Genomic DNA, 26,923 nt, shown 5'->3' with positions numbered 1-26,923 from the left:
ACAGCTCTTCAAGATCTATAACGGGAAAAAGATGCCAAATTATACGCGGGATTTAAAAAATATGATAAAAATATTCAGCTCCCAGATTCACATCCAGCTCTTTTGCAGCTGCATTCATTAAATCCCAGGAAAAGCAATAAAATTTCCAATACACTATTTTATCATTTTCCAGTTCCATAAAGTGAATGTTCTGCAGCAGCTTCTCTCCGGATTTAAGAGCAAACTCCAAAATGACCTGCCTGCCCCATAGCGTCGTGATGGCGGCTTCGGCCCCTTCCTGCCTGGATACCACCTCTGCCCAGTCTTTGAGCGAATTTCGTTCTGTTTCTCTTTTTCCAAATTCAACTCCAGCATGGGTAATATCTGTGAGAAGATTCTCGTCAAGAAGAGAAGCAATCATGGCCATGTCTTTTCTTCGGAAGCCTTCAAGCAGGGTGCTGATTGTTTTGTCATGTGAGGCAGATATAGCTATCCCTTCCTGCAGTCTATGAATCTGCTCTCTTTCAGGGATATTCTTCAACACATCTCTTGCTCTCTGTACATTTGCATAGACAGCACCAGGCGAAAGACTGACGATATCTGCAGCCTCTTTTGCAGTAAAAAGAAAAACGTCTGTAAGCAGAAGGCAGACAAATTGCTTCAGACTCAGCTGGCGGGCCAGATAATCGAGGGCTGGGAGAATCTTAAGCTCCTTTTCGCTGCCGCTTTCCAGAAGTTCTACAAGGTATGAATCTGTATAGGCAATCCGATTTCTTCTTTGCTGATCGATCCATGTATTAGTGGCGATTTTGAATAAGTAGGATTTTACATTCAACTCTTGAAAGACCTTTGAGAGCATAGCCAGGGATTTCAGCAATGTATCCTGGACGAGGTCTTCTGCATCCCATGGAGAGCCTGTCAATCTGTAGCAATATTTCCACAGTAAAGAGCGATAAGGTTCTATCTCCTGCTTGAATCTTTTTTCCAGGTCTTTGATTTCCTTGCTTATTGTGTGTAAACCTTGATTACCTTCCATGGAGGCTCCTTTGTTAAAATGAAAAAATTCGTTTTTTTGCTTCTCACCTAACAACTTCGACGATTTTCGGCAATTTCCTTTAACAGACAGCAAAAAAGAGCCATTGTGGCTCTTTTTGATACTCAGAAAATTATAAGTATGGTTTTAAAATTTGTTTTACTTTTAAATGGGGCTGGTGTTTTCCGTTCCAGGCACTTCGCTTTCCGCGGGACGAAGCCTAAGCCTCCTTGCGCCGCGCGCTGCGGGGTCTCAACTCTTCCGCTATTTCCCGCAGGAGTCTGTGTGCCTTCCACTGCAAACACCAGGGCTTTTTTAATTATATGGCGATTTTGCAGCTGCATGAAGCTCACTTCTTCAAACATAGATAGCTGCTCAAATCACTGTGGCTATTTAAAAATACATGATGCATTCTTAACCCGATTACAGCAGCTCTCTAATCTGCTGTTACACATTATTAACAACCAAATACAGCCTTCTCTCCCGTTCTTCCTTCTCGTCTTCAGAAGCCAGGTCATATTTCTTCAATAGGTGAAATACGTCATTCAGGATTTCCTGTGTGTGTTCTTTTTGCAGGAATTCTTCCATCAGCGGCTGGAGCTGGCTGGGGAGATGTTCCTTTTGCTGTTCATATTTATTTTTGACATCTTCTGCTGAATGGTTCAGTTGGCATTCACTCATGTTTACCTCTCCTTCCTGTTATATAAAGTCTGTGGCTATTTAGATAGCTTCCCTATTTTCAGGGGATTTACACCTGCCTTGGAGTATCCTAACATGGAAAAAGCAGAAGCCGGGGCTTCTGCTTTTTGGTGTTTTATTTTTGGAGCCCTGTCATTGGGTTCGCTTCCTCGGCAGGCTCTTCTTTGATATATTTGTAATCCTTGCGGTTGATTGGTTCAAAGCCCTCTGGATTGTGGAATCTCAGCAGATCTTTGTACACGATATTGTCAGACATCAGCAGTTCTTTTTTCGCCTGTTCTGACAGCCTTACACAAGCACTGCCTTCCTCAAGCTCTTCACCGGTTTCCGTGGAGTAGCATTTTTCATCAACAGAAGTGTATTCCGGGCTGATGAAGTCGCCGTTGCGGAAAGGAATAACTTCCCGGTGGGTTTCAGACAATAAATCTGAACCGATCTGCATATAGTCTTTTGTGCTGACGCCAAGAAGATGCATCAGGGTCGGCATTACATCCACCGCGCCACCGTATGTGTCCATCGCGCCGCCTTTTACCCCAGGTACGTGGATGAAAAGAGGGACTCTCTGCAGCTGGGCATATTCAAAGGAATCGATTTCCTTGCCAAGAACCCGCTCCATTGCAGGGTTGTGATTTTCAGAAATGCCATAATGGTCACCATACATGACGATCACTGTATTATCATACAGGCCGGATGCTTTAAGGTCGTTAAAGAACTGCTCAAGCGCCTGGTCCATATAATTGGCAGAAGTAAAGTAATGGTTAACAACACTGTCTTCTGTTTCTGCCGGCTGGAATTCTGTGTCCCCTTCATCCATTTTGAATGGGAAGTGGTTGGACAGAGTGATGAACTTTGTATAGAACGGCTGCTTCAGGCTTTCCAGCATCGGCATGGATTCTTTAAAGAAAGGCTTATCCTTCAGGCCATAGTTCTTGGTGTTCTCATCTGTCATGTTGTAATATTCGGCATCAAAGAAATGGTCATAGCCGAAGGATTTGTAAATTTCATTCCGGTTCCAGAACGTTTTATAATTCCCGTGAAAAGAGGCCGACGTATAGCCGCGCGTCTTCAATATCGCAGGTGCTGCCTGGTAGGTGTTCTGGGCCTTGTTGACAAAAACAGCCCCCTGGGACATCGGATACAGTGAATTCTCCATCATAAACTCGGCATCGGATGTTTTACCTTGCCCTGTCTGGTGAAAATAGTTCTTAAAGTAAAAAGTCTGTCCATTATGAGCCAGGGAATTCAGGAACGGTGTTACTTCCTGGCCGTCCAGCTTATAGTCGATCAGGAATGTCTGGAAAGATTCCAGTGAAACATAGATCACATTCATGCCTTTTGCTTTTCCGAAATAATCAGGATTCGGTTCTGCATAATTGGCTTTCACATAGTTTTCAACCTCTGTGATATCACTGCTGTCTGCCATGGCGCGCTGACTGGCAGATCTGGCATTTTGAATAATGTCATAAACCGTGAAATTATAGGCGCCCAGATACTTGACCAGATAATTGCGGTCAAATGAGCGTGTCAGGAGTTCAGGACGGTCTTTCTCAGCAAGCCCAAGATTAATGAAGAATGTGATGACAGCAGCAGCAATCACCAGGCTTGCCGTCATTCTCTTCCGTGTATGCTTCGCCGGTCTGTACCATTTGACTGCTGCCAGCACAACCAAAAGGATCGTGTCGGCAAAGTACAGGATATCAAACGGTGACATGAGCGAAAGTGCACTGTCTCCAAGCTGTCCGGCATTTGTTTTTGTCTGCATAAGGACAGGGACTGTAATAAAGTCATTGAAGAAACGGTAGTACACCACATTGGCGTACAGCAGGAAAGACAGCAGAAACTGAACAGCAATCAGTACGCCTGACTGTATCTTTCCTTTAAAAAATAGTGCGATCCCCAAGAATAGAAGGGATGAGCTCAGCGGGTTCAGGAAAAGCAAAAATTCCTGCATGCTGTTGTCGATTCCTAAATTGAATTCAATCTGGTATGCAGCATATGTTTTCAGCCACAGCAAAACAACTGCCAGGAAAAAAACGCTCATGCTGTTTTTAAATAGCTCCTTAGGCGATTTCAAGATCGATTTCATCCTTTTACACCTCTTAATTTGTAAAGTTATTGCAAGAGCACAAATTCCTATTTCATACTTCCTGCCAAAACTAGAAAAACTTAGCAGCCGCTAAGTTCGGAAAAACGTTATACTCCAAACCCACGGGCTCAGAACCTAGTTTTTGTAAAAGATTCGTTAATTAATAGTGAACGAATGTTAAATACTATACCATATTTTAACCCACTTGAAAACATTCATCAAATTTGAAGCAAAGTTTATGTTGGGAAAAAATTAATCTTTTCATAAGGCAAATGATGATGATACAATGTACCTTCCGCATGAATCCGCTTTCTCTCATGTGGCTAAAACAGGAAAATAAGGTGTAACAGCCTGATAAAGGAGAACAACATGAAGGAAAGAATCTTATTTTTTGCAGCAGGGCTGCTTGTCCTCACGTTAGGTGTGGCGCTTATTATCAAATCTGCCCTCGGCGCCTCTGCTTGGGATGCACTGGCAGTTGGCGAGTCCCATCTTTTCGGGCTGACCGTAGGGACTTGTATATTCATAAATGGAATGGCTCTAATCATCATCAACTCTATATTATTAAAGAAAAAGCCGGAAATCCTGGCGGCAGGAACCATTCTGGTCATTGGTGCTTTGATTGATTTCTGGCTGCTGGCAGTATTCAAGGACTTTTCTCCAAGCATGCTGCTCACCCAGTCCTGTACTTTGCTCTCAGGCATATTGACAATGGGTCTGGGGATCGCCGTCTACCTTCAGGCAAAATTCCCTCCAAGCCCGATGGATACCTTGATGGTCGCCGTTCACACCAGGTTTGGCCTTTCTTTAAGGACTTCCCGTATAGCCAGTGAAGGATTTGCCCTTATTCTGGCGTTTCTTTTCCAGGGAGCGATCGGCCCCGGCACAATCCTGGTCACACTGACACTCGGCCTAGTGGTGCAGTATTTCCATCCTAAGCTGGAAATTATAATGGCAAATGGGTTGAAGAAAGCTGTTGTATAAAATATTTCGGGTTCTGTCAGTATAAAGTCCGAATTGGCAGTACTTGCAGCTGACTCTTTAGCAGTGAAATTAGCACACAAAAAGCTCGGAGCTATAATGTTCTGAGCTTTTTTTATAGAGATAGCACGTTGTTGAAGATAAGCAACCGTATGTTCAATTAACGATTTTGTTGTGAGGCAGGAATACCAGCTAAAAGAGCAACTTTTTCCCCACCCCACCCTACTAAAAGAGCCGACCTTCCAGGGACATGACGAGGTTCAGCGCGGATTAACAAATAAGCGGAGAAATTCCCGTTAATTTCAAAAGAGCTCTAAAAACAGCTTAAATAGAGGGAGAAATTCCGGCTATCGACCCGAAAAAAAGGAAAATTCACCATTTTGCTTCGCTTAACCGGAAAATCTCCGCTTATTTATACCCTTTCGAGCCCTATTATCAATTTAACCGGAAAATCTCCGCTTATTAATTTTTTGTTGGCAACCCACTCCATTCCTTCACTATCCTGCTCCTTCCATCCGGAATTGAAGTCACACTATCAAAAAAGGCCACTCCCAAATGAGCGGCCTTCTTCTATTGTTATCACACTCTGCTGTATTCCCTAACCTTAGCCTGTTCTTTTTCAAGCTCGGCACCGAGGAATTTGGCGGCTTCAAGCATGCCGTATTTGCCTGCTTTTGCCTCTGCGTCAGAATTATAATTTGTGTTTGTGTTGACATCATACGTATAAATATCCCCATTGGCATTTTTAATGAATTCAATGCCAGCGATTTGGATGCCGTTTTCCTTGAGGAAGCGTTCATATTTTTCAATGATCGGGTCGTTGAAGCCTTCAATGATCTTAAACTTTGGCTTTTCTTCCACCTCTTCGCCAACAGGACAGAACAGATCCCCGATTTGGCAGGCATCGGCCGGGCAAAGCTCAAAGCCTTCTGATGTATCCACCTGGACGGCATAGACGAATTTTCCGCCCACGAATTCGCATCTGGTAATATATGATTCTGGCGACTCAATATATTCCTGGATCAGAGTGATGCCATCGACAGGCTCTTCAAAATTCGGCCCTTCGACATATTCCCTCAATGCGTCCAGAGAATGGAACAGCTGGACGCCGAGCCCTTTGCCTGCGCGGTTATGCTTCGTGATGAACGGAGCGCTGTCGAGCTTTACAGCTGCTTCAAGAATTTGATTTTTTCCGACAGCTGCTATTGTTTTCGGAGTGGCGATTCCTGCAGCATTCAGCGCTGTATATTGATTGACTTTGCTGACCTCCAGCCTTAAAGCGCGGCTTCCGTTGAAAACGGTGCGGCCATGCTGCTCAAGCCATGACAGGACAGATTCCGTCAGCTCCGGTGCAAAGCGGTTCCCCCTTGTGTGGGAAGATGCGCTCATCCTGCTGTAGAAAATCCCCTCCGGAGGTGCACTGGTCAGGTCAACAATCCCTTCATTCAAAAACCATTCCTCATAAGGAAGACCCAGCTCTTCCAGCCTTTTTGTCAAATGGGCAGTCCATTCGCTGTTTTCGTGTATGATGTGTATTTTGCTCATATGTTCTCCCTCTTTTACTTTAAGATTTTCCTTTTGGCTTCAACCAGCGGCATGACTTTTTCCGAAAATCTCTGCATTTCCTCCAGCTGTGGAGAGAACTGAAGCAGAAGCAGATCGACGCCGGCTTCTTCATAAGCAATAATCTGTTCAGCAATCTGTTCAGGGGTTCCGATCAGATTTGGCCTGAGGCCCCGGTTGGAAACGGAATAATCGTACAGCTTTACCTGCTGCTCAAGCTGCGATTTGCCTACAAAATCTTTGTAGCCTGCATAGCCGCTTGATTCTTTTACATTGGTGATGCGGGCAAGCTCTTCCTGCGCCTCTTCTTCTGTGTCGCGGCAGACAATGTAGGCTGCCATGCCAAAAGACTTAAATGGCTCATTCCCGCTTTCCTGCCTGCGTGCTCTCATGTCATCAATTTTAGTTTTTACTTCTTCAACTGTCCCCCCGTGCATCACATAGGCATCGCAGTGATTAACAATTGCTTCCTTGCCGCGGGGGCTTTCTCCGCCTGCATAAAGGATCGGATTCGGCCTTTGCACCGGCTTAGGGGACAAATGGGCGTTTTTAATAGAATAATAGCTGCCGTCAAAATTAAAGGTTTCTTCTTCCCATAAACCCTTCATGACCTTGACGAATTCTTCTGTCCGGTCATAGCGCTCATCATGTTCAGTAAAGATGCCGGCATACTGGCGCGCCTCTTCCTCCCACCATGCGGATACAACATTCAGGGTAAAACGGCCATTGCTGATATGGTCGATATTGCTTGCCATTTTTGCCGTCACCGCAGGATTATGGAAGCCTGGGCGGACAGCCGTCATAATTTCTATTTTCTCAGTCACCGCAGCAAGAGCGGCCGCAGTTGACCATGCTTCAAGTGAATCCTGCTCCGGGCCTTTTATATCATTCAAGTAAAGTTCTGCTATTAATGTGGTATCATATCCCCACTTCTCTGCTGCCTGGATGACTTCTTTCGCATAGCTGAAGGTCGGGGGCATCTTCTCGTCTTCTACATTGCGCAGCCAGCCGCCAAAGATCGGCAGCCAAAATCCGTATTTCATCTGTCTCTTCTCCTCTCACTTGCACCTTGTTGTCAGCAATAAAAAAAACTTCCCCGATAAGAAGAAGTTTGATATGCCTCTATCTTATCTGCCAAAGCATTGCGCTTTGCTGGATTTAGCACCATTCTGACTAAGTCAGCGGCTGCCGGGTATCACAGGGCCAGTCCCTCCACCACTCTCGATAAGAAATATTCAATTGATTTCATAGTAATCCTACAACAAAGGTCGGCTTTCTGTCAACTGACTAGTCTAACTATTTTTAAAAATGTTTTTTTTCCTGCAAGCCTTTTTTATCGTGTGAGCCTTTTTAGCGGAAACCATTCTGCAGGGAGCAGTTGTTCATATCTTTTTTGAAGGAAGCGGTCATCAATCAGCAGGATGGTTCCTGTGTCTTCCTCTGAACGGATGAGGCGCCCGCCAGCCTGGGCTGCTTTATTGGCTCCCGGAAAAGTATACGCATAATCATAGCCGTTTTTTCCTTCAGCCTGAAAATAATCTTTAATCAGATTACGCTCAAGACTCAGCTGTGGAAGCCCCACACCAACAATAATGACACCGCAGAGCCGGGTTCCCTTCAAGTTGATCCCTTCTGAAAAAATTCCGCCCAGCACAGCGAACCCAAGAAGGCTTTCTTCAGGTTCCTCCTTAAAGGAAGACAAAAATTCTTCTTTTTCTCCCTCTGCCATCCCCTGTTCCTGTACCATCATCCTGATAGTGCTGGATTCTTTCATTTGTTCATGGATTTCCCTCATATATTGGTAAGACGGAAAAAAGATTAAGTAATTCCCGGGCCGTTCAGCTGCCAGCTTTTCTACCGATCGGATCAAAGCTTCACCTGTCGCGCTTCTGTCCTTATATCTAGTTGAAAGCGGCAAAGCAAGAACTTCTGCATTTTCTTTCGGGAACGGGGAAGGCAATGACAGGGAATAATGATCCTCATTCCAGCCCAGCATGTTCTTGAAATAATCGAATGGCTGGAAGGTAGCCGAAAAAAAGAGTTTGCTGCGGAAGCCCTTGCCCATTTTCTGGACAAGATAGGATGGATCTAAACAAAACAGCTTGAGTACTACATCCTTTCCGGACTTTTCTGTATAAATGACAAATCGCTCATCTGCCAGCCTTGATATCCTCAGGAAAGCCTGTACAGAAAAATAAGTATCAAGCAGCAGTTCCTGGCCCTCATCTCCCCTGCCGCTGATCAGCTCCTTTTCTGAGCAATGAGCAAAGTCCTCAAGATGCTCCAGCAGATTTTCCGGCAGCTCTTCGTGAATGCGATAGCTTTCCTCCTTTAATTCTCTATTGAAAGAGATAAAAACATCATTCATCTTTTTAGCTGCTGCAGAAAGCTGCGGGGCCGTGTTTTTATAAGCCCTTTTCAGCTGAAGGAAATTCTGCTTCCCCAGATCCGCCGAAAACATATCCCTCGCCCGGTCCACCAGATTATGCGCCTCATCGATCAGAAGAGCTGTCTTTTTCTTGCCTTCTGTATGAAGCCTTTTCAGGGACACCCGGGGATCAAAGATATAATTGTAATCGCATATGACTGCGTCTGCGGCATATGCAAGTTCCAGGGAAAATTCAAACGGGCAGACTGTGTGCTTCATGGCATATTTTTCAATAACACTCCGGTCAATGATGGATTCATGAGAGAGGATATCAAGGACTGCTTCATTGAGGCGGTCATAAAACCCGTCAGCGAACGGACAATGCTCTTTCTGGCAGACCGTCTGCTCCTGAAAGCATATTTTGTCCTTGGCCGTTATTGTTACCGTGTGCATATGGAGGCCTTTTTGCTGCATCAATGAAAAAGCTTCTTCGGCTGCCTGCCTTGTGATAGTTTTGGCTGTAAGATAGACCATCCTTGACAGCAGCCCCTCTCCCATCGCCTTGATGGCGGGAAAAGCAGTTGAAATGGTCTTTCCTGTCCCGGTCGGCGCCTGGGCAAACAAGTCCTTTTCATCCAGAATTGATTTGTACACTGCTTTTGCAAGCCTTCGCTGTCCCTTCCTGTATTCCGGAAAGGGAAAAGGCAGGGCTTTAATGCTGGTATCCCTTTTTTCCCTATGATGGAGCATGAGCCGTGCGTAAGGATAAAAGTCAGCAATCAGCCCCTTCACATAACCTTCGAGGAAGGATAAAGTCTCCACCTTCCTGAAGCGCTTTTCTTCTTCAGTGTGGATCTGCAAGTAGGTAAGCTGAACGGTGATTCTCTCAAGCCCGCGCTCTTTTGCAAGCATAAAAGCATAGCATCTTGCCTGAGCCCAATGCACAGGATGGGTATCTTCATCGAAAGCTGACAAATCCTTTGCCGTCGACTTGATTTCATCTACAACCAGTTCCCCATCCTCCTGAATAATCCCGTCACATCGCCCCTCAAGAAGGAACTCAATCTCCTCATGCTGAAGTGCTTCCTTCAAGAAAACCTCATATTCATCTTCTTCCTTATAAGTACTCTGAATTTTCTTGTGCGCTTTCGTTCCTTCAGCCATCGAGGAAGCTGCTGCAAACCCGGACTCAATGCTTCCGGAACGATAGACATATTCCGCCAGGCTTCTGGCAGAAATTCTCCAGCTTTTAGTCATCACAAGGTCTCCTTGCCATCTATGATAGTACCATTATAGCACATATGTTCCCGGATTCAGGCAAACAAAAAGGGCGGGATTGCCCCGCCCTTGGTTATCATAATTAAATTCGTTTAGCTCCATAATAGGCTTTGCTCCAATAAGGATTGGACATAGAATCAATCTTAACGCCCTTAGAGCTTGACGCATGGATGAATTTGTTGCCTCCAAGGTAAAGGCCGACATGTGATGGACCTTTTTTATAGGTGCTGAAAAAAACGACGTCCCCTTTTTTCAGGCTTTTCTTTTGTACGGCTTGTCCCGTTTTATAAAGCTGCCCGGTAGTTCTGGGAATCTTTTTTCCGGCTTTGCTGTAGGTGAATCCGACAAGGCCGGAACAGTCGAAGCCCTTAGGCGAAGTGCCGCCCCATTTATAAGGAACTCCTATGTATTTTTGGGCCACTGCAGCCGCAGAAGAACCATAGGAAGCCGCTTCTGTATTTTCTCCCCCAAACAATCCGGCAAAAAGCAGGCTAGTGCAAAGAAAAACGCTTGTGATCAGCTTCTTCATGTTGTCCCCCAAGTAATTTTCTCTCTCTGTTTTGTGATGAACTTAGTTTCTCACATGCTTCCTGAAAAATAATTTACAAAAACATGTTTGTTATGTAACAAAAGGATTACAAATATTGACGTTTTTCGACCAATAAAATTATAGTAAGCGATTACAAAGTACCCAATCCTCCAATTTATTAGATACATATACTGTAAATAAAGGAGGTGTTCTTAGTGCAGCAGCTTCCCCTTCTATATCTTGCCTGCATCCTTGCAGGGTATGCACTGATTCAAACAGCCGGACTGGCTTTTGTGACAGGGGGCTTTGCCGCATTTATTACCGCTGTTGGTGTAACAGCCATGATAATATTTGCAGCTGCCCTGCTTTTCCTCGGCTTGAAGGCTTTATTGGGCCGCAAGCTTTAGTTTTGTTTACCTGCAAAAAACAGAGGCCAGGTGCCCTGGCCTCTGTTTTACATACCTGCCTCTTTCTCTGCAGCAGGAAAGGAGGCAAGGCTGATATCATGTTCATAAAAGATGCCGGCTATAGCATGGCGCAGGCGGCTTTCATATTTTTGCTTAGTATCGAAATTTTTGACCGGGACCTCGATTAAAAACAGCATCGTATCATACTTAAAGTCAACCAGCCTGATTTCAGCAAGGTTTACTTTTAAATACGCTGAAAAATGATTAGCTTCCTGAAGGACCGCCTCTTTCAGCAAGTTTTCAATCCTGCCTGTATCTTCTCCGAATTTTATATTGACCTCCACAGAAGCAAGCATTTCCGATCCAGTCCGGTTTTTGATGATCTGTTCAATAAAATGCTGGTTTGGAACGATCAGCGTCCCCTCTTTCGCAGTTCTTACTATCGTGGAACGAAGCCGTATGCTTTCAATGGTTCCGATTTTATTATTGATCTCAATCAGTTCCCCTACTTCCACAGGCCGTTCAAACAGGATGATGATGCCTGAAATGAAGTTGCCGGCAATATTCCTCATCCCAAAGCCGATTCCGATCCCCAGCACCCCGAGAGCCGCTCCTGCCGCAGTAAGGTCAAGACCGACCGTTGTAAGGCTGACGGCAACCGCCGCTATCATGATCGCATAATAGATGAAGCGGTTGAATGTATATCTCAGCCCCCTGTCGACATGATAATGTTCATAGACAGAAGACAGAATCTGCAGCGTAAGAACCCTGACAAACTTATTCGCCAGAGAAACAATAAGGAAGGCCGTAAATATCAGCCGCAGTGAGACTTTAACGTCCCCTGCCTGATAGAGCGTATAATTCAGCCAGTCCTGCGTTGAAAAAAAGTTCAGGAACAGTATCAGGGAAGCGTAAAAGGCCGCCCAATTGAGGACCGAGAGCATGCCTTCTTTTGCTTCCGGCTGGGCCCATCGCCTTCTTGCAGCAAAAAATTGCAGGATGAATTTTAGAAGCCAAATAGCCGCAAACCAGGAGAAAAACTGAATATATTCTTCTCTTGATAGTTCTTTAAAAAAGTCCATTGCCGTTCACCTTTGCTTCTTTTATTTCTCTTTGTATTCCTTATAGGGCCGCTTTCTAAACAGGGATAATTTTAAAAGCCGATAAAAGAAGGGGTTTCGGTCCCGGCGGCAAGGGAAAAAAGGAAGGATACTATCAATTGAAATCAGGGATTCCAGGGGGATTATATGTGGATTAAAAAGCCGTTTTTTATGTATATAACAGGAGCCATACTCGTGCTGGTTGTTATTTTTCTATTGGGTAAGATCGATTGGTTCATCTGGCCATTCCGGAAGCTTGTGGCGACCATTTTCTTCCCCATCCTGATATCGGGTCTTCTTTATTATATCCTCAGGCCAGTCATCCGCTGGCTGAGCGGCTATATGCCGAAGACCGCTTCCATCCTTATTGTATTCGGTACGCTGATTGGCATTGGAACCGGAATTTTTTATTTCGGCGGAAGCCTGATAGCAGAACAGATCACCCAAATATCAGACTCTTTCCCTGACAAAATGGAGGATCTTACATCAGAGACAAAGGAAATGGTGGATGAGAATGACTTTGGCTTCCTTTCCTATGAGGAGATCGAGCAGAAGGTCCTTTCCTATTCGCAATCATTCATCAATACAGTCGGCAGCAATCTTACCGGGATCATTTCTGCCATCACAAGCATCGCTACCGTATTGATTGTTGTCCCCTTCATTCTGTTCTACTTTTCAAAAGATGACGAAAAACTCCGGCCGAAACTGCTGAAATGGATACCGGATGAGCATAAAATAGAAGGCAACCGGATTTTGCTGGACATCGACAAAACCTTATCAACTTATATTATCGGCCAGTTTATCATAGCTTTTGCCGATGGTGTCCTGATGTATATCGGTTATCTGATCATCGGCCTGGATTATGCTTTAGTGCTGGCATTGTTCGCCACGTTCCTGACAGTCGTCCCTTTTCTCGGACCGCTTCTCGGCATCATTCCTGCCATTTTTGTCGGTTTGATGCAGGAACCTTTCATGGTGATTAAAATCCTGATTGTCCTTGTTGCGGTCCAGCAGCTGGAGGGGAATCTCATAACACCGCAGGTAATGGGAAAAAGACTGAACATCCATCCGCTGACAGTCATCCTTGTCCTGCTGGTGGCAGGTTCCCTTTATGGCTTCATCGGCATTCTGGTGGCCATTCCATTTTATTCTGTTGTTAAGGTGATTGTGAGGGATTTCTGGAAGTTCTACAGGCTCCGCCACCTGGCAGGCTCAATTGGAAACAAAGAATGATAGATAGAACAAGAACCGCCTGGAGAGGCAGCCAGGCGGTTCTTGTTCTTTTTCGAGGTTTTTTCACATACCGTGGACCGGAAAATATACTCTTACCGTAGTCCCTTTGCCCTCATCGCTTTCGACTTTCACCCTCCCATGATGATCGTCAGCGATTTTGTAGCTTGTCATCAGGCCAAGGCCGGTTCCTTTCTCCTTTGTTGAATAAAAAGGCTCTCCCAGGTTTGCAAGCCTTTCTGCCGGGATGCCGCATCCGCTGTCCTTGATGATGGCGCATAACTCCCCATCCGCCTTTACCGTGCTAATGATGCTGCTCCCTTTTTCTTCAATGGCATCAAGCGCATTTTGAATGATATTGATAAAAAGCTGCTTTAATGAATTAGGATCTCCAAGCAGTGGATACGGTCCATTTCCTGGCTCGAATGTGAGTTCTTTATTGTTCATGAGCGCCTGCGGCATCATCAGGTCAACAACATGCCTGATGACATCATTTAAATCAAGAACTTCGACCTTTGTGCTGTGGGGCTTTGCAAGAGCCAGAAATTCAGTGATGATATTGTCTATTCTGTTGATTTCATTGATGATGATGGAAGAAAAAGCAGGATTGAAGTCCCGGCCATCTGAAAACAGCTGCATGAATCCCTTGATAGGCGTCAGCGGATTCCTGATTTCATGTGCAACTGCAGCAGCCATCTGGCCTACAACAGCCAGCTTTTCTGACCTTCTCAGCAGTTCATTGGTCTCAATCCTTTGCTGAATGTCCCGGGAAACGGATAAAATCTGAGCGCCGCTTTCAAATGTATATTCATCTATTCCTTTAACATGGGATTCCATCCAGATGTAGCTCCCATCCTTCTTTTTTACACGATGAGTGATCAATAACGGCTCTCCGATTCTCAGCATAAGCTGATATCTTCTGCGGACTTCTTCGATATCATCAGGATGAATGAGCTTAAAGGCATTCAGCTCCAGCATCTCGTCAGGCTCATACCCCAGGATCCGGTTCACTGATGGTGAAGCATATAAATACGTAGCGTCATATTTGTGCAGGATAATCAAATCAGAGATATTGTCTGCCAGAAGCCGGTAATTCTGCTCGCTTTCTTCTCTTTTACTTTCCAATCGCTTTTGTTCGGTAATATCCACGATCTGGCCGAACATATATTGATCATCGGCACTTTCTCCCTTAACAAGGGATAGATTGAGCTGCCCTGTCTTATGTGAGCCATCCTTGCAAATGTAACGCTTTTCCAGCTCATATTCTGTCCGTTTTCCGTCCAGGATTTCATTGAGCAGCTCCAAATCTTTTTTATAATCATCCGGGTGGCTTATGTCCTCAATTGTAAGGCCTGCCCACTCTTCCATTGAATAGCCGAGAAATTTGCAGAATGCCTCATTTACAATCACTTGGTCTATATGGCCGATCACTACAGTCTGCGGGATCCTGGATTGATAAAACAGCTGCATAAACATGTTAGAATTCTTCATATTGCCTCCGATAAACCTCTAAGCGTTACTCTCATCTTACTAAATATTAACCTTTTCACTCAATCATAATCTGGAAAACCTGAATATCATCAGATTTAACAAAAGTTTTTTTCCTAGTATAATGGAAAGGAATCCAATCATATTAGGAGTGATCTTTTGACTAACAGCAATGTAAAGCAAACGGCAGACCTGATCAGGGAACTCGTTTCCATACCCAGTCCATCCGGGAATACCAGCGAAGTAATTTCCTTTGTCCAGAACTATCTTGAACAGCTTGGCGTACATACATACCAGAACAGGAAAGGCGGCCTGATCGCCACACTTCCAGGAAAAAATGAAAAGCAGCACCGGATGCTTACGGCTCATGTTGACACATTAGGGGCGATTGTAAAGGAAATCAAACCAAATGGCAGGCTTAAAATCGATTTGATCGGCGGATTTACATACAACTCGATTGAAGGCGAATACTGCGAGATTGAAACGGCAGAAGGAAATAAATATACCGGCACCATCCTCATGAAGCAAACCTCTGTACATGTGTATAAGGATGCTGCGAAAGCTGAAAGAAATCAGCAGAACATGGAAGTGCGCATAGACGAAAAGGTTCACAGCAAAGAGGATGTACTTGCTCTTGGCATTGAAGTGGGAGATTTTGTATCTTTTGATCCGCGTGTCCAGGAAACAGAATCCGGATATATCAAATCGCGCCACCTGGATGATAAAGCCAGCGTCGCGATCCTGCTTCAGCTGATCAAGACTTTAAAAGAAAAGAATATCGAGCTGCCTTACACGACCCACTTCCTGATTTCGAACAACGAGGAAATCGGCTATGGCGGAAACTCCAATATTACACCGGAGACTGTTGAATACCTGGCTGTCGATATGGGCGCGATGGGTGAAGGCCAGTCAACAGATGAATATACGGTGTCCATCTGTGTGAAAGATGCAAGCGGTCCGTATCATTATGGATTGAGGAAGAATCTTATTAAGATTGCAAAGGACAATCATATCGATTACAAGCTTGACATCTACCCTTATTATGGGTCTGATGCTTCTGCTGCCATCCGTTCCGGTCATGATATTATTCACGGACTGATCGGGCCGGGGATCGACTCCTCGCATGCCTATGAGAGGACCCACATGGAATCCCTGGACAACACAGCAAGACTGCTGTTCCATTATGTACAATCTGAGCTTGTCAACTAATGCAAAAGAGGATGCGTTTCGGCGCATCCTCCTTTTTATTCCTCTTCAGGAGGCCTCTTCCCTCTCTGAAGCTCCCATATGCTTAGCCCGAAATCATATTGCAGATGAGGGTAATCTTTGAAGCTGCGCCAGTCGCCGCCCCATTCAAACCCAAGCCCTTTTGCAATCTCAACGACCTCGTCCCAGTCTGCACGCGAATTGCCGTTGCCGTCATAATTCATATCCCATATGACAGCTCCGTTTAAGGAAAGAAGGGCAAAATCAATGGCGAGGCCGAAATTATGGTATGACTCCCCGCCTTTGGCATTTGTCACGATTTCTCCTTCTGCCGTCCTGCCTTTTGCGTATAATTCATTCTGCTCTTCAATGCTGCGGAAATCCTGTGTAATGACAATATTGATCCCTTTATCCGCCGCCAGGCTGATCAGTTCATCCTTTTTGGCACTTACCACCGGATGAAGCTGGACCGGCAGGGGCGCATCCTCATCAAAGCCATTATCCATATCAATATGAAAATCAATTTCCGGAAATTGCTCTGCCTTCATGAGAAAAAGCAGATAAATCATCCCGGCAATCAATATAAAAATCCAGAAGCCTGATCTTTTAACCGGCACTTTGTCAGTCCTTTCTATATATAAGGCTGTGTTAAACAATGCTGTTGAATAAAGCCGTATACAAATAAATATAAAAAAAGATGCGGGGCATCATCTGGAAATATGCCTTACATCTTGCTTCTTATTATACTAGGAAATTGTTTATTCAGTCTAGAATGAAGCTGCTTAGCGTGCTGGCTGTAAAATTTCAGGTAAATAAAATGGCGTTTCTGATTAAAAGGGATATATGAAGGAATCTTTTGCAGCTGAATTATTATAAAAAAAGACAGCTCTTTCGAAAAGAGCCTGTCTAATGTAATTCCCATAAATTTTATTGCAGCTAATTGTATCCTTCTCCGATTTTTTTCTTTTTGCCCGTAGCTTAACACTGCAAAGCTTCAACACCAGGATACTTGCAGCCCATTACAGCAAAGACTTTGCCCCAAGATACCTAGTCTTCCAATAAGATAAACTCATATCGCTGATTGTTACACCCGTGGAAGAGCCTGAATGGATGAATTTGTTTCCGCCAAGATAGATGCCTGCATGTGAAGGGCCTGTCCCGGTCTCAAAGAAGACGATATCTCCCGGTGACGGTGAAGATACCGCTTTTCCGGCGCCCCAGATTGTAGCAACAGTCCTTGGAATTGATACTCCCGACTGCTTGAAGACATAGTTGATATAGCCGCTGCAGTCAAAACCTGCCGGTGTGCTTCCTGCCCATTTGTACGGGACGCCGATATACTTTTTCGCTTCGCTGATAATCGCATCGGCTTTGGAGGAAACAGATACTGGTGCTGGAGGCTTTGCAGCTGCTGCTGTGCCATTCAATTGAAGCTTCTGCCCTGCATAGATTGTATCGCTGGATAGATTATTCAATGCTTTCAATTGAAGTACAGAGGTATTGTTCCTGCTGCTAATGCTCCAAAGCGAATCTCCTTTTTGCACAGTATAACTTGACCCTGTTTGGGCTGGTGCCGGATTCAGCACTGGAGCATTGGCAGAGCTGCTTGCAGCAGCGCTGATTGAGAGCTTCTGGCCTTTATAAATCGTATCAGTTGACAGACGATTCCATTGCTTTAGGGATGCGACACTGACATCGTATTTCAGGCTGATTCCCCATAGCGTGTCCCCTGCCTGCACCGTATGTACTGTGGTGCCTGATGCTGCAGGCTGTGATGTGTGGCTGTGCGGAGCAATGACGGAAAGCTCCTGCCCAGGATAGATAACAGCACCGCTAAGCTTATTCCAGCTTTGAAGCTCGCCTACATTTATATTGTATTGCCTCGAGATCTTCCAAAGCGTGTCTCCGGAGGCTACTTTATGTGTCTTTTCATGTGCGCTTGCTGAACCTTGAAAAGGAGTCAGCATCAAGCCTGCTGCGGCTGCCATTGTTATAAGTTGTTTTTTCATGGTGTACACTCCTTTAATTTCTTTCACATCCTAATTTTAGTAATCATTACACTAGAATAGTATGTGTAAAAAATGGAGTGCTTGGAATTAACTATGTTTATAGGTTAATTAAGGAATATCATCTTCTATTTCCCACAAACAAATAGGTTATATACCCCATGCTTTCATCTTCTAAACTTATACAAAAATAATTTCTACCTTCTTAAGACTCAAATTTTACGACAATATCCGGAAGGAAATTTATTCCTTAATGAATTTTCTAGTCAGCACCTCCTGATTAAATAGTCGCTCCAGCAGGATGCCGGCCGAAAAATGAATGCAAAGGACTAAAAAATGCAGGAGTTTTTTACCTTATAGAAAAATTGAGAATATTCTAGACTATTAGTTGCCTATTAATTTTATCCAGGGAGGAATACTATGAAAAAAACTTTTGTTTCTATGTCATTAGCAGGCGTTTTGGCCTTTGGGGCAGTACATGCTCCTGCGCTGGCCCAGCCAAAGGAAGCTCCGAAGCTGGAAGCTATTCATGGCCTTGAGAATAGTCTTATCAAAAGGATATCAGCGGAAAAAATCTATCAATCCATCACAGATCTCTCGCAGTCTCCGCGCGTGGCAGGAACTGCGTCAGAAGATCAGGCAGTACAGTATATAAAGCAAAAATTCGAAAGTTATGGCTATAAAACAGAAATCCAGCCTTTCACCTTCTATGGCTATACGCCGCCTGAGAAGATTGAATTAACCGTCCAGGGAGCGGAAGAGCCATTATCCCCTGCCCCTTTCACTTATACAGTCAACGGGAATGTCACTGCTGAACTGGCAGAAGCAGGCCTGGGAACAAAGGAGGACGCTGCAGCTGCTGATCTGGAGGGTAAGATTGCACTGATCCAAAGAGGGGAAATCAGCTTTGCCGAAAAGGTATTGAATGCAGCTGAACAAGGTGCTGCAGGCGTTCTGATCTATAATAATGCTGATGGCCCTCTCAGCGGGACACTTGGAGAAGCCAATGAGGAGTACATACCCGCTGCAGCTTTATCAAAAGCTGAAGGTGAAAGCCTGTCAGCAAGACTTGCAGAGGGAGAAACCCTCACAGCAAACCTTGTCATTGAGGGAGCTGACGCCGGTGAAAAAACATCTCATAATGTAATTGCCGTTAAAAAACCAACTAATAAGAAGAAAGATACAGGAGAAGTCATTGTGCTTGGCGCACACCATGACTCTGTCGCAGGTGCACCGGGAGCGAATGATGATGCATCAGGCACAGCGATGACACTGGAATTGGCAAGAGTGTTCAAAAATATTCCCACTGATTCAGAAATCCGCTTTGTCACATTTGGTGCTGAAGAGCTCGGCTTGCTTGGATCACGTCATTATGTAGAGAATCTGTCAGACAAGGAGCAGGATAGCATTATTGCCAATTTCAACCTTGATATGGTCGGAAGCAGGGATGCAGGCGACCTGGTGATGCTGACGGCTGATGGCGAACCGAATCTGGTGACAGAACTGGCCCAGAAATCCAGCTTAAAGCTGAATGGCACAGCAACACCGTATGGACAGGGAGGACGGAGCGACCATGTGCCTTTTGCAGAAGCAGGGATTCCGGCAGCACTGTTCATCCACAGCCCGAGTGAGCCATGGTACCACACACCGGAAGACACCATTGATAAAATCAGCAAGGACAAGCTTCAGGATGTAGCTGAAATTGTGGGATCAGCGATTTATGATCAGGCAAAATTCGACCGGAAGCTGCCTAAGCCGAAAAAAGGGAAAAAGCATAAAACGCCTCATTTATATCAAGAACAGGAAGTAAAATAATAAAGAAAAGCACCCTCACTGGGTGCTTTTCTTTATTTTTTCCAGATCCTTTTATTATCTTCCCGCACGGTCAGCTTCAGCTCATCAAGCCGCTCAAGGAGAGGGATGATATATTTCCTCGATAAGCCCAAAAGATCTTTAGCCACACCTACATCAAAGCTGCCTCCGGTTCCAGCCTTCAGCTTTTCAACCGCTTCATTGAAAATGTCTGCATGATAGTAATACTGGCCATCAATCGGCACGATTTTATCAGCATCTGCCAGAAAGCGGATCATATCTGGCTTTAAATCTCCCGGAATACCCGATTTGGCGAAGTAGTCGTCTAGGTATTGAACCTGCAGTCCATCTTCCCTTAACTGGTCCAGCATATTGCCAGCCCGTTTTTGCCAGCTTTTCGGAATATTCCTTTCAAAGGTTGAAGAAAACAGCCACTGCTCTTCTTTTATCCATTTTCCATCCAGGATCCCTTTTTCAACCGTAAAATCCACCAGGCTTTTGCCGTAGGTGGCAGCCAGCGACTGGACCAGCTCTGCTTTAAGGATCCCTTTCCTCATCGGAAAAGCAGAGTGGAATTCGCCAAGCTTCCCTGCTGCTTCCATGGAGGCGTTCTGCACCGTTTCGCTGTGAGCAAAGTCATTGGGCCCGATTTTTACAAAGCCGTCTTCCTGAAGCACCTGCAGGACAGTTTCTTCGTCCACACCGGTTAAATGGGCAAGCTCTGAAGGCTTCATGCTGCTGTTTATTCTAAGGGCATCGCTGATCCTTTCGTGGGGAGAACCTTGTTTTTTCTTATCGAGAAGCTCAACGGTATGCTTGCCAAACTTATATTTCCGGCCATGAGGATCAATGACCCATCCTCCGCCGATGGTTTCAGCCGGGCTGGGCCTCCTGAGGATGAACCGGTCTCCCCGCTTTGTAACCACCTCTTCGTCCAGCCTTATCTGGCACAAGATTTCTTCTTTATCTTCCTTGAGCTCGTTGCGGTCAAAAAATACAATCCGGCCCATCACTTCTGCAGTTCCGATATGGCATTTGACAGGCATCCGCTGCTTGATGGCAGACTCCAGCCCCTCTGCTGTCCTGATGCTTGCATCAAACACATTTGTCACTGTAAAACTGTCAGCGGAGACAAGGACCTGCCCCCTGGCGGCATCTTCTTTTGCGACCCCGGATAAGTTGATGGCTGTCCGCTGCCCTGCAAATGCCTTTTCTGCCTGCTTCCGGTGCACCTGGATCTGCCTTGCCCTCGTTTCAATGCCTGAGGGCAGGATCTTCAGCTGCTGGCCTTCTTCAACAGATCCTTCATAGACGGTTCCGCGGACCACAGTCCCCTGCCCCTTTACCGAAAAGGCCTGATCGATCGGCAGCCTGAAGGCGCCTGTTGTGCCGCGGGGGGTGATTTCTTTGAGTTCATCCTCAATCAGCACTTTCAATTCTTCCATCCCTCTTAGAGAAAGGCTGTCCACGAGAACCGAAGGCGAGCCTTCAAAGACCGTTCCTTCAAGCTCCAGCAGAATCTCCTCCTCAACAAGGCCAATGAATTCTTCATCCACCCGATCAGCTTTAGAGATAACGACGATTCCTTTCTCAATGCCAAGGAACCCAAGAATCTGGAGATGCTCTTTTGTCTGCGGCATCACACCCTCGTCGGCTGCAACGACGAGGATCACAAGATCAATGCCCGCAACTCCGGCAATCATCTGCCTGATGAACCGCTCATGCCCTGGGACATCAATAACAGATACTTCCAAATCCTCATCTTCATACAAGGGAGCAAATCCCGGCTCAATGGATATCTGCCTTTCTTTTTCTTCCTTCAGCCTGTCTGTATCTATATTGGTCAACGCTTTGGTCAGCGATGTTTTGCCATGGTCAATATGGCCGGCCATACCAATCGTAAAGTATTTCTTTCCCACAAATGTGCACCTACTTTAATTCATTAATTTATCATTTCAACTGGATAAGTACGCACCAAGTGCACCGCTGTATTCCCCATTAGGCAGAAAGGCGGCATCCAGGCCTGTCATCCTGCTGTATGTAAGAAGTCCCTTTTTCAGTATTTCATTACCCTGCAGGGAACTTCCGATATAATAAATCTTTTCAGAATGATGGATATCAGCAGCCCCTTTGGTCAAAAGAACCGTTGTTTCGGCAATCATGTTAGCAGCCGCTGCCATAAGATCCTCTTCGGAAGGCTCACCCGTGATATTGGCAAAATTGCCTGCCGTCAGCTTGCCGTCAATAGGAGCTTCAACATCCTTTACCCTTTTATTCTGGCCTGCTGTCGAAGGAAGCCAGCTTCTGTCTCCATAAATATCGCTCACCAGCAGGTCGGCCTTTTCCCTGTTACCTTCAGCTGCCAGCCCGGCCAGCCTCTGATGGTCCGCTTTTCCAGTGAAAATCCTGCCAAGCCCCATAAAAGTACCTCCGCCCACACCGCTGCCCAGGATTCTTTCATGCTTTCCATCCTCTATTTTATACCAGGAAGTCCCTGTGCCGATGTTAACGAGCAGCAATCTTTTATGCGGGTGGCCCGCTTCCTTGATCAGATGGAGAGCCCCTTCACAAGTGGCCGTAAATTCAGGGATGATAGCGGCTTCGGGAAAAAAGGCCTCCTTAAGGATGGCGGCTTTACCGCCAGTAAGGACATAATCCGCAGAAGGAGCCAACGTCTTAAGCCAGTTCATCGCCTGCTCAGCCTCATTATATTCAATTCTTTTAAAATGAAGGCCATTTTCTTCGTAAACGATCTTAATCAGAGTCCCGCCAGCATCAATCCCTATTCTCACACGAATGCCTCCCCTGAATATATTAACCTCATTATAAGCAATCTTAGGAGGGGCCTGCCAGCATTAAGGCCTTTATCCAGTGATAGTTCTCGCTAAAAATAAAACCCCCTTGCAGAAAGGGGGCCAATTACTACTCCAGCATCTCGCCGGTCTGATAATCCTTCATGAAGCTCTCAATTGTTTCTTCGATCATGCCGCTTTCATCAGGAACCTGGACAATCACTTCATTTCTGCCCGTAACCGGTGTTACACTCACATTCTGATAGCGGTTGACATCCAGCTGGACGCGGAGGTCTTTTGCAATCTGCGCACTTTCCGCTCCATCTTTCAATAAAAAACGAAGGTTTTTCATGTAGGCAAAGCTCCTTCCAACTCAGTTTCTAACGCTTATTATTGGGCCGGAAGAGACAAACTATACTTTCTGCTTGGCCTGATTTCCCGCTTTATTGTTTCTTTCTAAAAATGTAAATCAACCCAGCAGCAGCAATCAAAATGCAGGCTGCTGCAGCAGTCCAGACCACTGAAGCCTGCCCGCGCTGCTCAACCGCAATCCCAATATATCCCCATATGAATACGAGCGGGTAGATGATATCTTTTTGCAGCAGCATAAAGCCAATAGCAAGCATAGCTCCCGCAATAAGCATGATGTTTGTCCACCCCAGCTCTCCTATAGTAAGGAACTCCCCGATGCCAAAGTCTGTAAACTGCTGAAAGATAATCACAATAACAGCAATGGAGGTCCATCCAAGATAGAATGAGAACGGAACTCTGAAAAAAGTCCGATGGTATTGGCTTTTCTTGATTTTTACCTAAACCATACAAAGTGCTGCCAGTGAAGCAATGAGCAGAATGGCATCTAGACCTTTTACAGCCAATCCAGCTGTAATCGACAGCCCGCCCAAGACGGCGCTGATTGAAAACCAAGGTGCTGTGTCCCTATAAAGCTCCCTTTCATCTCCTGATGAGAGAAATCCCCTGACCAGCCAGATGGCGATCAGCACATATATAAGCCCCCAGATGGAAAAAGCATAGGGCGCCGGCTGGAATAGCGTTTCATTCATCTGCCTGTTATCCCCGCTCTCTGATACTGGAGACAAAAAAGAAGCCCATAAAACGAAAAGGAATGCCAGGCAGCTGATGCTGTGCAGGATGTAAAATTTCTTCATATGCACCCTTCTTTCTAAAATGATTTCATCTTGGCTGTTTCTCCTGCTCTACCCCAGCAAGATGCCTTCTAATCCCGGCATGTGCAGTCAGCCTGCCGTAAATACGCATATTTTGCTGCTATTTTGCCACCCTTAAAAAAGGTGCTAAAATACTCTTTCAGGAGGCGGATGCTGCTCGTGCTGCTAACACTCAACTACCATACCCTTCCTGCATGAGGTATAAAAAGCCGCCACTGCTATGATGGAATGACTGTACTTCTTATTACGAAATAACTCCCGTTTGTTCATTAAGCTAGTTGTTGGGTCATTCCCCCGTACTGACATAAAAGAGCAGACTAGAAGAGGAAGTCCGGGACGGGTAAAAATAAGCGGAGAAATTCCCCCTATTTTCGAAAAACCTCTAAAAATAGTTCAAATAGACGGAGAAATTCCGGCTATCAACTCAAAAAACTGGAAAATGGGCTACTGCGTTTCGTTTAAGCGGAAATTCTCCCTTTATTTACACCCACTAGTGCCATTTTCAACAGCTTAACCGGAAATTCTCCGCTTATTTAATGGCCTGCTGGTCACTCACTCAAATAAGGTAAAGACTTTTTGCAAAATCATTCCTTCCTCTCTTCCTTAGGTTAATTAAAACAACGCTCTTTACGAAAAGAGCCAAAATTAAAAACCCTGCCAGAGGCAGGGCTTTTCTTTTACTTTCTCTTCCGAAAACCAAACGGAGCAAGCAGCACATAAAATAAGAAAAGTGCAATCCCTTCAAGGGACAGGATATAAAATGGATAAGGCCCCAGAAAATCAATCAGCGAGCCATTGGAAGGCTTATAGGCAAGAAACATATAATTTCCCCCGGTCCATTTATTGGCCAGGTATGCAATGCCTGCAGATAAATTAAGGAACAGGAAACTCAGCCACATCCCTTTATGATCTGGTGCAAAGTCCTTTGCAAATACATAGAAAAGGCAGGTCCATATGATCAGTATATGAGTGATGAAAAATTGAAAATAACGAAAATGCGGATAGCCAAAAAATAATTCTGGCGTCAGCACCGCCATTAAGGCACCTGCTATCCCGATAAAATAAACAATGTTAAAAACGAGTCTTGATCCTGATGCGAGAAGGATCAGGCAAAGAATCAGGCTGATGGAGCACAGCTGAAGCGGCAGTGTGAATGAAACATCCCATATTCCTGCACGATACAGCCAATAGTGATAAAGCGACTCCAGGACGAATAAGCCTGAAAAGAACGTCCATCTGACCGCTAATTCATTTGCTGCAAAAAACTGCCGGTAATAGTATAAAGCAAAAGAGCCTGCCGCAAACACAAACAGCATGGTCCAATGGCCTGCCGAAAAAGCCGCAAAAGGATAGAGATCCGAATTTTGCCCGAATAGCTCTGCCACAGGGGGATCCTCCTTACTTATGTATTAAGCTTTTTCTTTTAAAGCGAAGTTTTCAAGCTCAAGCCGCTTCGTTGTCTCCAGCTGAATAATTTCTCCAGTGTCAAAGCTGACTTTTTTACGGAATAGAGGGCCGTCATAGACAAAAGTATGATATTCCCCTGCTTCACCCATCGGACAGCTGGCTGTATCTTTAATATCCCTGGCAAAGGATGCATCCACTTCGCGGCCAAGCCACTCAGTAGCAAGAATCTCATCTCTTACCCTGATCACTTTAGCCTTGTATCCAGTATCCGTGAATGCTTCCAGGGCTGATGGCGCTTCCTCTTTTTTCATCCATAAGGGATAGGATGCTTCCAGGCCTGCCGCTGCCGCCGCCTTTTCGCCCCAATCTCTGTGCTCATCTAAATAAAGATCCCCAAACGCAATCGCATCAAGTCCGTATTCCTTTTTTGCCTCTTTTAAAGCCGCGACAAAGGAATCCGTATATCCGTCAAACGTGCATTCTATAAAGCGGACCGGAATCCCGAGAGCTTCCCCCTGAAGGGATATAAGCTCCTGCTTCTCACCATGTCCAAAAGTCCTTCCCAGCTCTTTAGGGACTGTTGTCAGAAGGCACTCAACCTTTATCCCTTTCTTGACCATTAGATCAAGAGCCATGCAGCCGTCCTTGCCTCCGCTCCACGAAAGTGCTGCTTTCTTCATCTTTCCAACTCCCTGTTATTTAAATCTTCTGCCACCATTTTACCATGAAAAGGTACTGTATGGCAGAACAGTGTTGACTGCCTGTATTCACTTCAACAGTCAGTCATTCAGGATTTCCCTTTCCAGTTCCTTGGCTTCCTTCCGGATATCTTCCTCACCCTTCAGTAAAGCAAACAGCCCTTCCAGGATGATTTGTTCAGGATTGGATTTTTTGGTTTCTTCGGAAATCCGGTTTGCGATCTCTTTTAACCATGAAGATTTTTGCGGTTCCAGACTGTTCAGCTTTTGATAAAGATCCTTCCATGCCTGTTCCCTTTTTTCAAATGATACAAAAGCGCCTTCCTTATCCATATGAACGACAAAATGCTGCATCATTTCGTCATTAAGAATGGGGTTTCCGCCCTTTTCAAGAAAATCATTCGCCACCGCATCAAGCTGCCGGACTAAATGGACGCCGATCTCATCCGGTTCGATCTTTGCCTGGTCAGACACCATCAGCATCATATATGTCCGATAGATCGATTGAATCATGAACAGCAGATCCCATTGATAAGTCCTGATTCTTTCCCCATACAGCTCCAGCAGGCTTTTTTGAAGCCAGGAAAACAATCTTCCCCGCATCCTGTGCTCCATCCCTGCAATTTTTTCGCTGTTAACAGCCGTCTCTCCCCGCATCTGCATCTTCATATAAGCCTTATATTCCAGAATCCCATCAAACTGGGCACTGAACTGCTTCTCCAGCTTATGCTTAGGCTCCAAGTCCCCATCCAGTCCGATGACAAGGACTCTTTCAAAGACGAGCTGCTGGTAATGCTCATAAATGGAAATAATCAGATCTTCCTTTGATGAAAAAAAAGAATACAGTGATCCTTTTGCAATCCCTACACCGTCCGCAATTTCCTGCATGGATGTCTGGCTGTACCCTTTTTCAGCAAAAAGTTCAACAGCTGTTTCTAAAATCGCTTCGCGTTTGTTCATCATCACACCTCATATCTTTATGCCTGCACATTCTATAAACACATTCATTCTTGACTATTTAAATGGAGTCATGCAAAAATGACCATGTAGTCAAGAGTTTACCCCTTGATAATATTA

At 45.2% G+C, this 26,923-nt stretch carries 25 protein-coding genes and 1 riboswitch; of the genes, 5 read left to right on the top strand and 20 right to left on the bottom strand.

Features of this window, described 5'->3' with window-relative positions; translation table 11 throughout:
- Positions 1–52: 52 nt before the first annotated feature.
- From N288_RS10295 to N288_RS10280, 4 genes are all read right to left on the bottom strand, one after another.
- Positions 53–1,015, bottom strand: a complete 963-nt coding sequence (locus N288_RS10295) for an RNA polymerase sigma factor (RefSeq protein WP_022543788.1) — start codon at positions 1,013–1,015, stop codon at positions 53–55.
- 122 nt (positions 1,016–1,137) lie between these two features.
- Positions 1,138–1,377: a hypothetical protein gene (locus tag N288_RS10290; RefSeq protein WP_009791625.1), complete on the bottom strand. Its 240-nt coding sequence runs from the start codon at positions 1,375–1,377 to the stop codon at positions 1,138–1,140.
- Positions 1,378–1,459: 82 nt separating this feature from the next.
- Positions 1,460–1,693 carry a hypothetical protein gene (locus N288_RS10285; RefSeq protein WP_009791624.1) on the bottom strand — a complete coding sequence of 78 codons (234 nt, stop codon included), beginning with the start codon at positions 1,691–1,693 and terminating at the stop codon, positions 1,460–1,462.
- Between the two features lie 133 nt (positions 1,694–1,826).
- Entirely contained in the window at positions 1,827–3,797 is a 1,971-nt protein-coding gene (locus N288_RS10280) for an LTA synthase family protein (protein WP_009791623.1), read from the bottom strand.
- Positions 3,798–4,166: 369 nt separating this feature from the next.
- Between N288_RS10280 and N288_RS10275 the strand changes: the two genes are divergently transcribed.
- Positions 4,167–4,781 (top strand): YczE/YyaS/YitT family protein, encoded by a 615-nt coding sequence (locus tag N288_RS10275; protein WP_009791622.1) that lies wholly within the window; start codon positions 4,167–4,169, stop codon positions 4,779–4,781.
- Between the two features lie 576 nt (positions 4,782–5,357).
- On the opposite strand, the gene N288_RS10270 is transcribed toward N288_RS10275, so the two are convergent.
- From N288_RS10270 to N288_RS10255, 4 genes are all read right to left on the bottom strand, one after another.
- Entirely contained in the window at positions 5,358–6,323 is a 966-nt protein-coding gene (locus N288_RS10270) for an ATP-grasp domain-containing protein (RefSeq protein ID WP_009791621.1), read from the bottom strand.
- 14 nt (positions 6,324–6,337) lie between these two features.
- Positions 6,338–7,384: an LLM class flavin-dependent oxidoreductase gene (locus N288_RS10265; protein WP_009791620.1), complete on the bottom strand. Its 1,047-nt coding sequence runs from the start codon at positions 7,382–7,384 to the stop codon at positions 6,338–6,340.
- An 81-nt stretch (positions 7,385–7,465) separates the two neighbouring features.
- Positions 7,466–7,572: riboswitch (SAM riboswitch) on the bottom strand.
- Positions 7,573–7,674: 102 nt separating this feature from the next.
- Positions 7,675–9,966 carry a helicase C-terminal domain-containing protein gene (locus N288_RS10260; RefSeq protein ID WP_022543787.1) on the bottom strand — a complete coding sequence of 764 codons (2,292 nt, stop codon included), beginning with the start codon at positions 9,964–9,966 and terminating at the stop codon, positions 7,675–7,677.
- A 103-nt stretch (positions 9,967–10,069) separates the two neighbouring features.
- A complete protein-coding gene (locus tag N288_RS10255) occupies positions 10,070–10,516 on the bottom strand; it encodes a C40 family peptidase (protein WP_009791082.1) in 447 nt (148 codons plus the stop codon).
- 215 nt (positions 10,517–10,731) lie between these two features.
- Here N288_RS10255 and N288_RS10250 point away from each other — a divergent pair, with 215 nt between their 5' ends.
- The gene (locus tag N288_RS10250) at positions 10,732–10,923 is read left to right on the top strand and encodes a hypothetical protein (protein ID WP_009791081.1); all 192 of its coding nucleotides are present in this window, start codon (positions 10,732–10,734) and stop codon (positions 10,921–10,923) included.
- Between the two features lie 47 nt (positions 10,924–10,970).
- Here the strand turns inward: N288_RS10250 and N288_RS10245 are convergent, their stop codons facing one another.
- Entirely contained in the window at positions 10,971–12,005 is a 1,035-nt protein-coding gene (locus N288_RS10245) for a mechanosensitive ion channel family protein (RefSeq protein WP_009791080.1), read from the bottom strand.
- A 165-nt stretch (positions 12,006–12,170) separates the two neighbouring features.
- Here N288_RS10245 and N288_RS10240 point away from each other — a divergent pair, with 165 nt between their 5' ends.
- A complete protein-coding gene (locus N288_RS10240) occupies positions 12,171–13,256 on the top strand; it encodes an AI-2E family transporter (protein WP_009791079.1) in 1,086 nt (361 codons plus the stop codon).
- Positions 13,257–13,319: 63 nt separating this feature from the next.
- Here the strand turns inward: N288_RS10240 and N288_RS10235 are convergent, their stop codons facing one another.
- The gene (locus N288_RS10235; RefSeq protein ID WP_022543786.1) at positions 13,320–14,744 is read right to left on the bottom strand and encodes a PAS domain-containing sensor histidine kinase; all 1,425 of its coding nucleotides are present in this window, start codon (positions 14,742–14,744) and stop codon (positions 13,320–13,322) included.
- A 156-nt stretch (positions 14,745–14,900) separates the two neighbouring features.
- Here N288_RS10235 and N288_RS10230 point away from each other — a divergent pair, with 156 nt between their 5' ends.
- The gene (locus N288_RS10230) at positions 14,901–15,950 is read left to right on the top strand and encodes a M42 family metallopeptidase (protein ID WP_009791077.1); all 1,050 of its coding nucleotides are present in this window, start codon (positions 14,901–14,903) and stop codon (positions 15,948–15,950) included.
- Positions 15,951–15,985: 35 nt separating this feature from the next.
- Here N288_RS10230 and N288_RS10225 read toward each other — a convergent pair whose 3' ends face one another.
- Both N288_RS10225 and N288_RS10220 read right to left on the bottom strand, forming a co-directional pair.
- Entirely contained in the window at positions 15,986–16,495 is a 510-nt protein-coding gene (locus N288_RS10225; protein WP_232217729.1) for a M15 family metallopeptidase, read from the bottom strand.
- Between the two features lie 471 nt (positions 16,496–16,966).
- Complete coding sequence (locus N288_RS10220) at positions 16,967–17,956, bottom strand: C40 family peptidase (protein ID WP_022543784.1); 990 nt, start codon at positions 17,954–17,956, stop codon at positions 16,967–16,969.
- 417 nt (positions 17,957–18,373) lie between these two features.
- Between N288_RS10220 and N288_RS10215 the strand changes: the two genes are divergently transcribed.
- On the top strand, positions 18,374–19,768 hold the full coding sequence (locus N288_RS10215; protein WP_009791073.1) for a M28 family peptidase: 1,395 nt from the start codon (positions 18,374–18,376) through the stop codon (positions 19,766–19,768).
- Positions 19,769–19,800: 32 nt separating this feature from the next.
- Here N288_RS10215 and selB read toward each other — a convergent pair whose 3' ends face one another.
- From selB to N288_RS10175, 8 genes are all read right to left on the bottom strand, one after another.
- A complete protein-coding gene (gene selB / locus N288_RS10210; RefSeq protein WP_022543783.1) occupies positions 19,801–21,684 on the bottom strand; it encodes a selenocysteine-specific translation elongation factor in 1,884 nt (627 codons plus the stop codon).
- Between the two features lie 36 nt (positions 21,685–21,720).
- Complete coding sequence (locus tag N288_RS10205; RefSeq protein WP_009791071.1) at positions 21,721–22,557, bottom strand: acetate and sugar kinases/Hsc70/actin family protein; 837 nt, start codon at positions 22,555–22,557, stop codon at positions 21,721–21,723.
- A gap of 130 nt (positions 22,558–22,687) precedes the next feature.
- Positions 22,688–22,909 carry a hypothetical protein gene (locus N288_RS10200; protein WP_009791070.1) on the bottom strand — a complete coding sequence of 74 codons (222 nt, stop codon included), beginning with the start codon at positions 22,907–22,909 and terminating at the stop codon, positions 22,688–22,690.
- 91 nt (positions 22,910–23,000) lie between these two features.
- Positions 23,001–23,201, bottom strand: coding sequence for a hypothetical protein (locus N288_RS10195; protein ID WP_157638536.1), 201 nt, complete (start codon positions 23,199–23,201; stop codon positions 23,001–23,003).
- Between the two features lie 165 nt (positions 23,202–23,366).
- Positions 23,367–23,723, bottom strand: coding sequence for a hypothetical protein (locus N288_RS10190; protein ID WP_009791068.1), 357 nt, complete (start codon positions 23,721–23,723; stop codon positions 23,367–23,369).
- A 695-nt stretch (positions 23,724–24,418) separates the two neighbouring features.
- Positions 24,419–25,126 (bottom strand): YwaF family protein, encoded by a 708-nt coding sequence (locus N288_RS10185; RefSeq protein WP_009791067.1) that lies wholly within the window; start codon positions 25,124–25,126, stop codon positions 24,419–24,421.
- Between the two features lie 24 nt (positions 25,127–25,150).
- Complete coding sequence (locus N288_RS10180; protein WP_009791066.1) at positions 25,151–25,828, bottom strand: Dph6-related ATP pyrophosphatase; 678 nt, start codon at positions 25,826–25,828, stop codon at positions 25,151–25,153.
- Between the two features lie 99 nt (positions 25,829–25,927).
- Positions 25,928–26,809, bottom strand: coding sequence for a TetR/AcrR family transcriptional regulator (locus N288_RS10175; RefSeq protein WP_009791065.1), 882 nt, complete (start codon positions 26,807–26,809; stop codon positions 25,928–25,930).
- Between the last annotated feature and the right edge of the window lie 114 nt (positions 26,810–26,923).

Source organism: Bacillus infantis NRRL B-14911 (assembly GCF_000473245.1).
Lineage (GTDB): Bacteria > Bacillota > Bacilli > Bacillales > Cytobacillaceae > Bacillus_AB > Bacillus_AB infantis.
The sequence above is the reverse complement of the archived record's forward strand: the minus strand, read 5'-3'. Positions and strand labels throughout refer to the sequence as shown.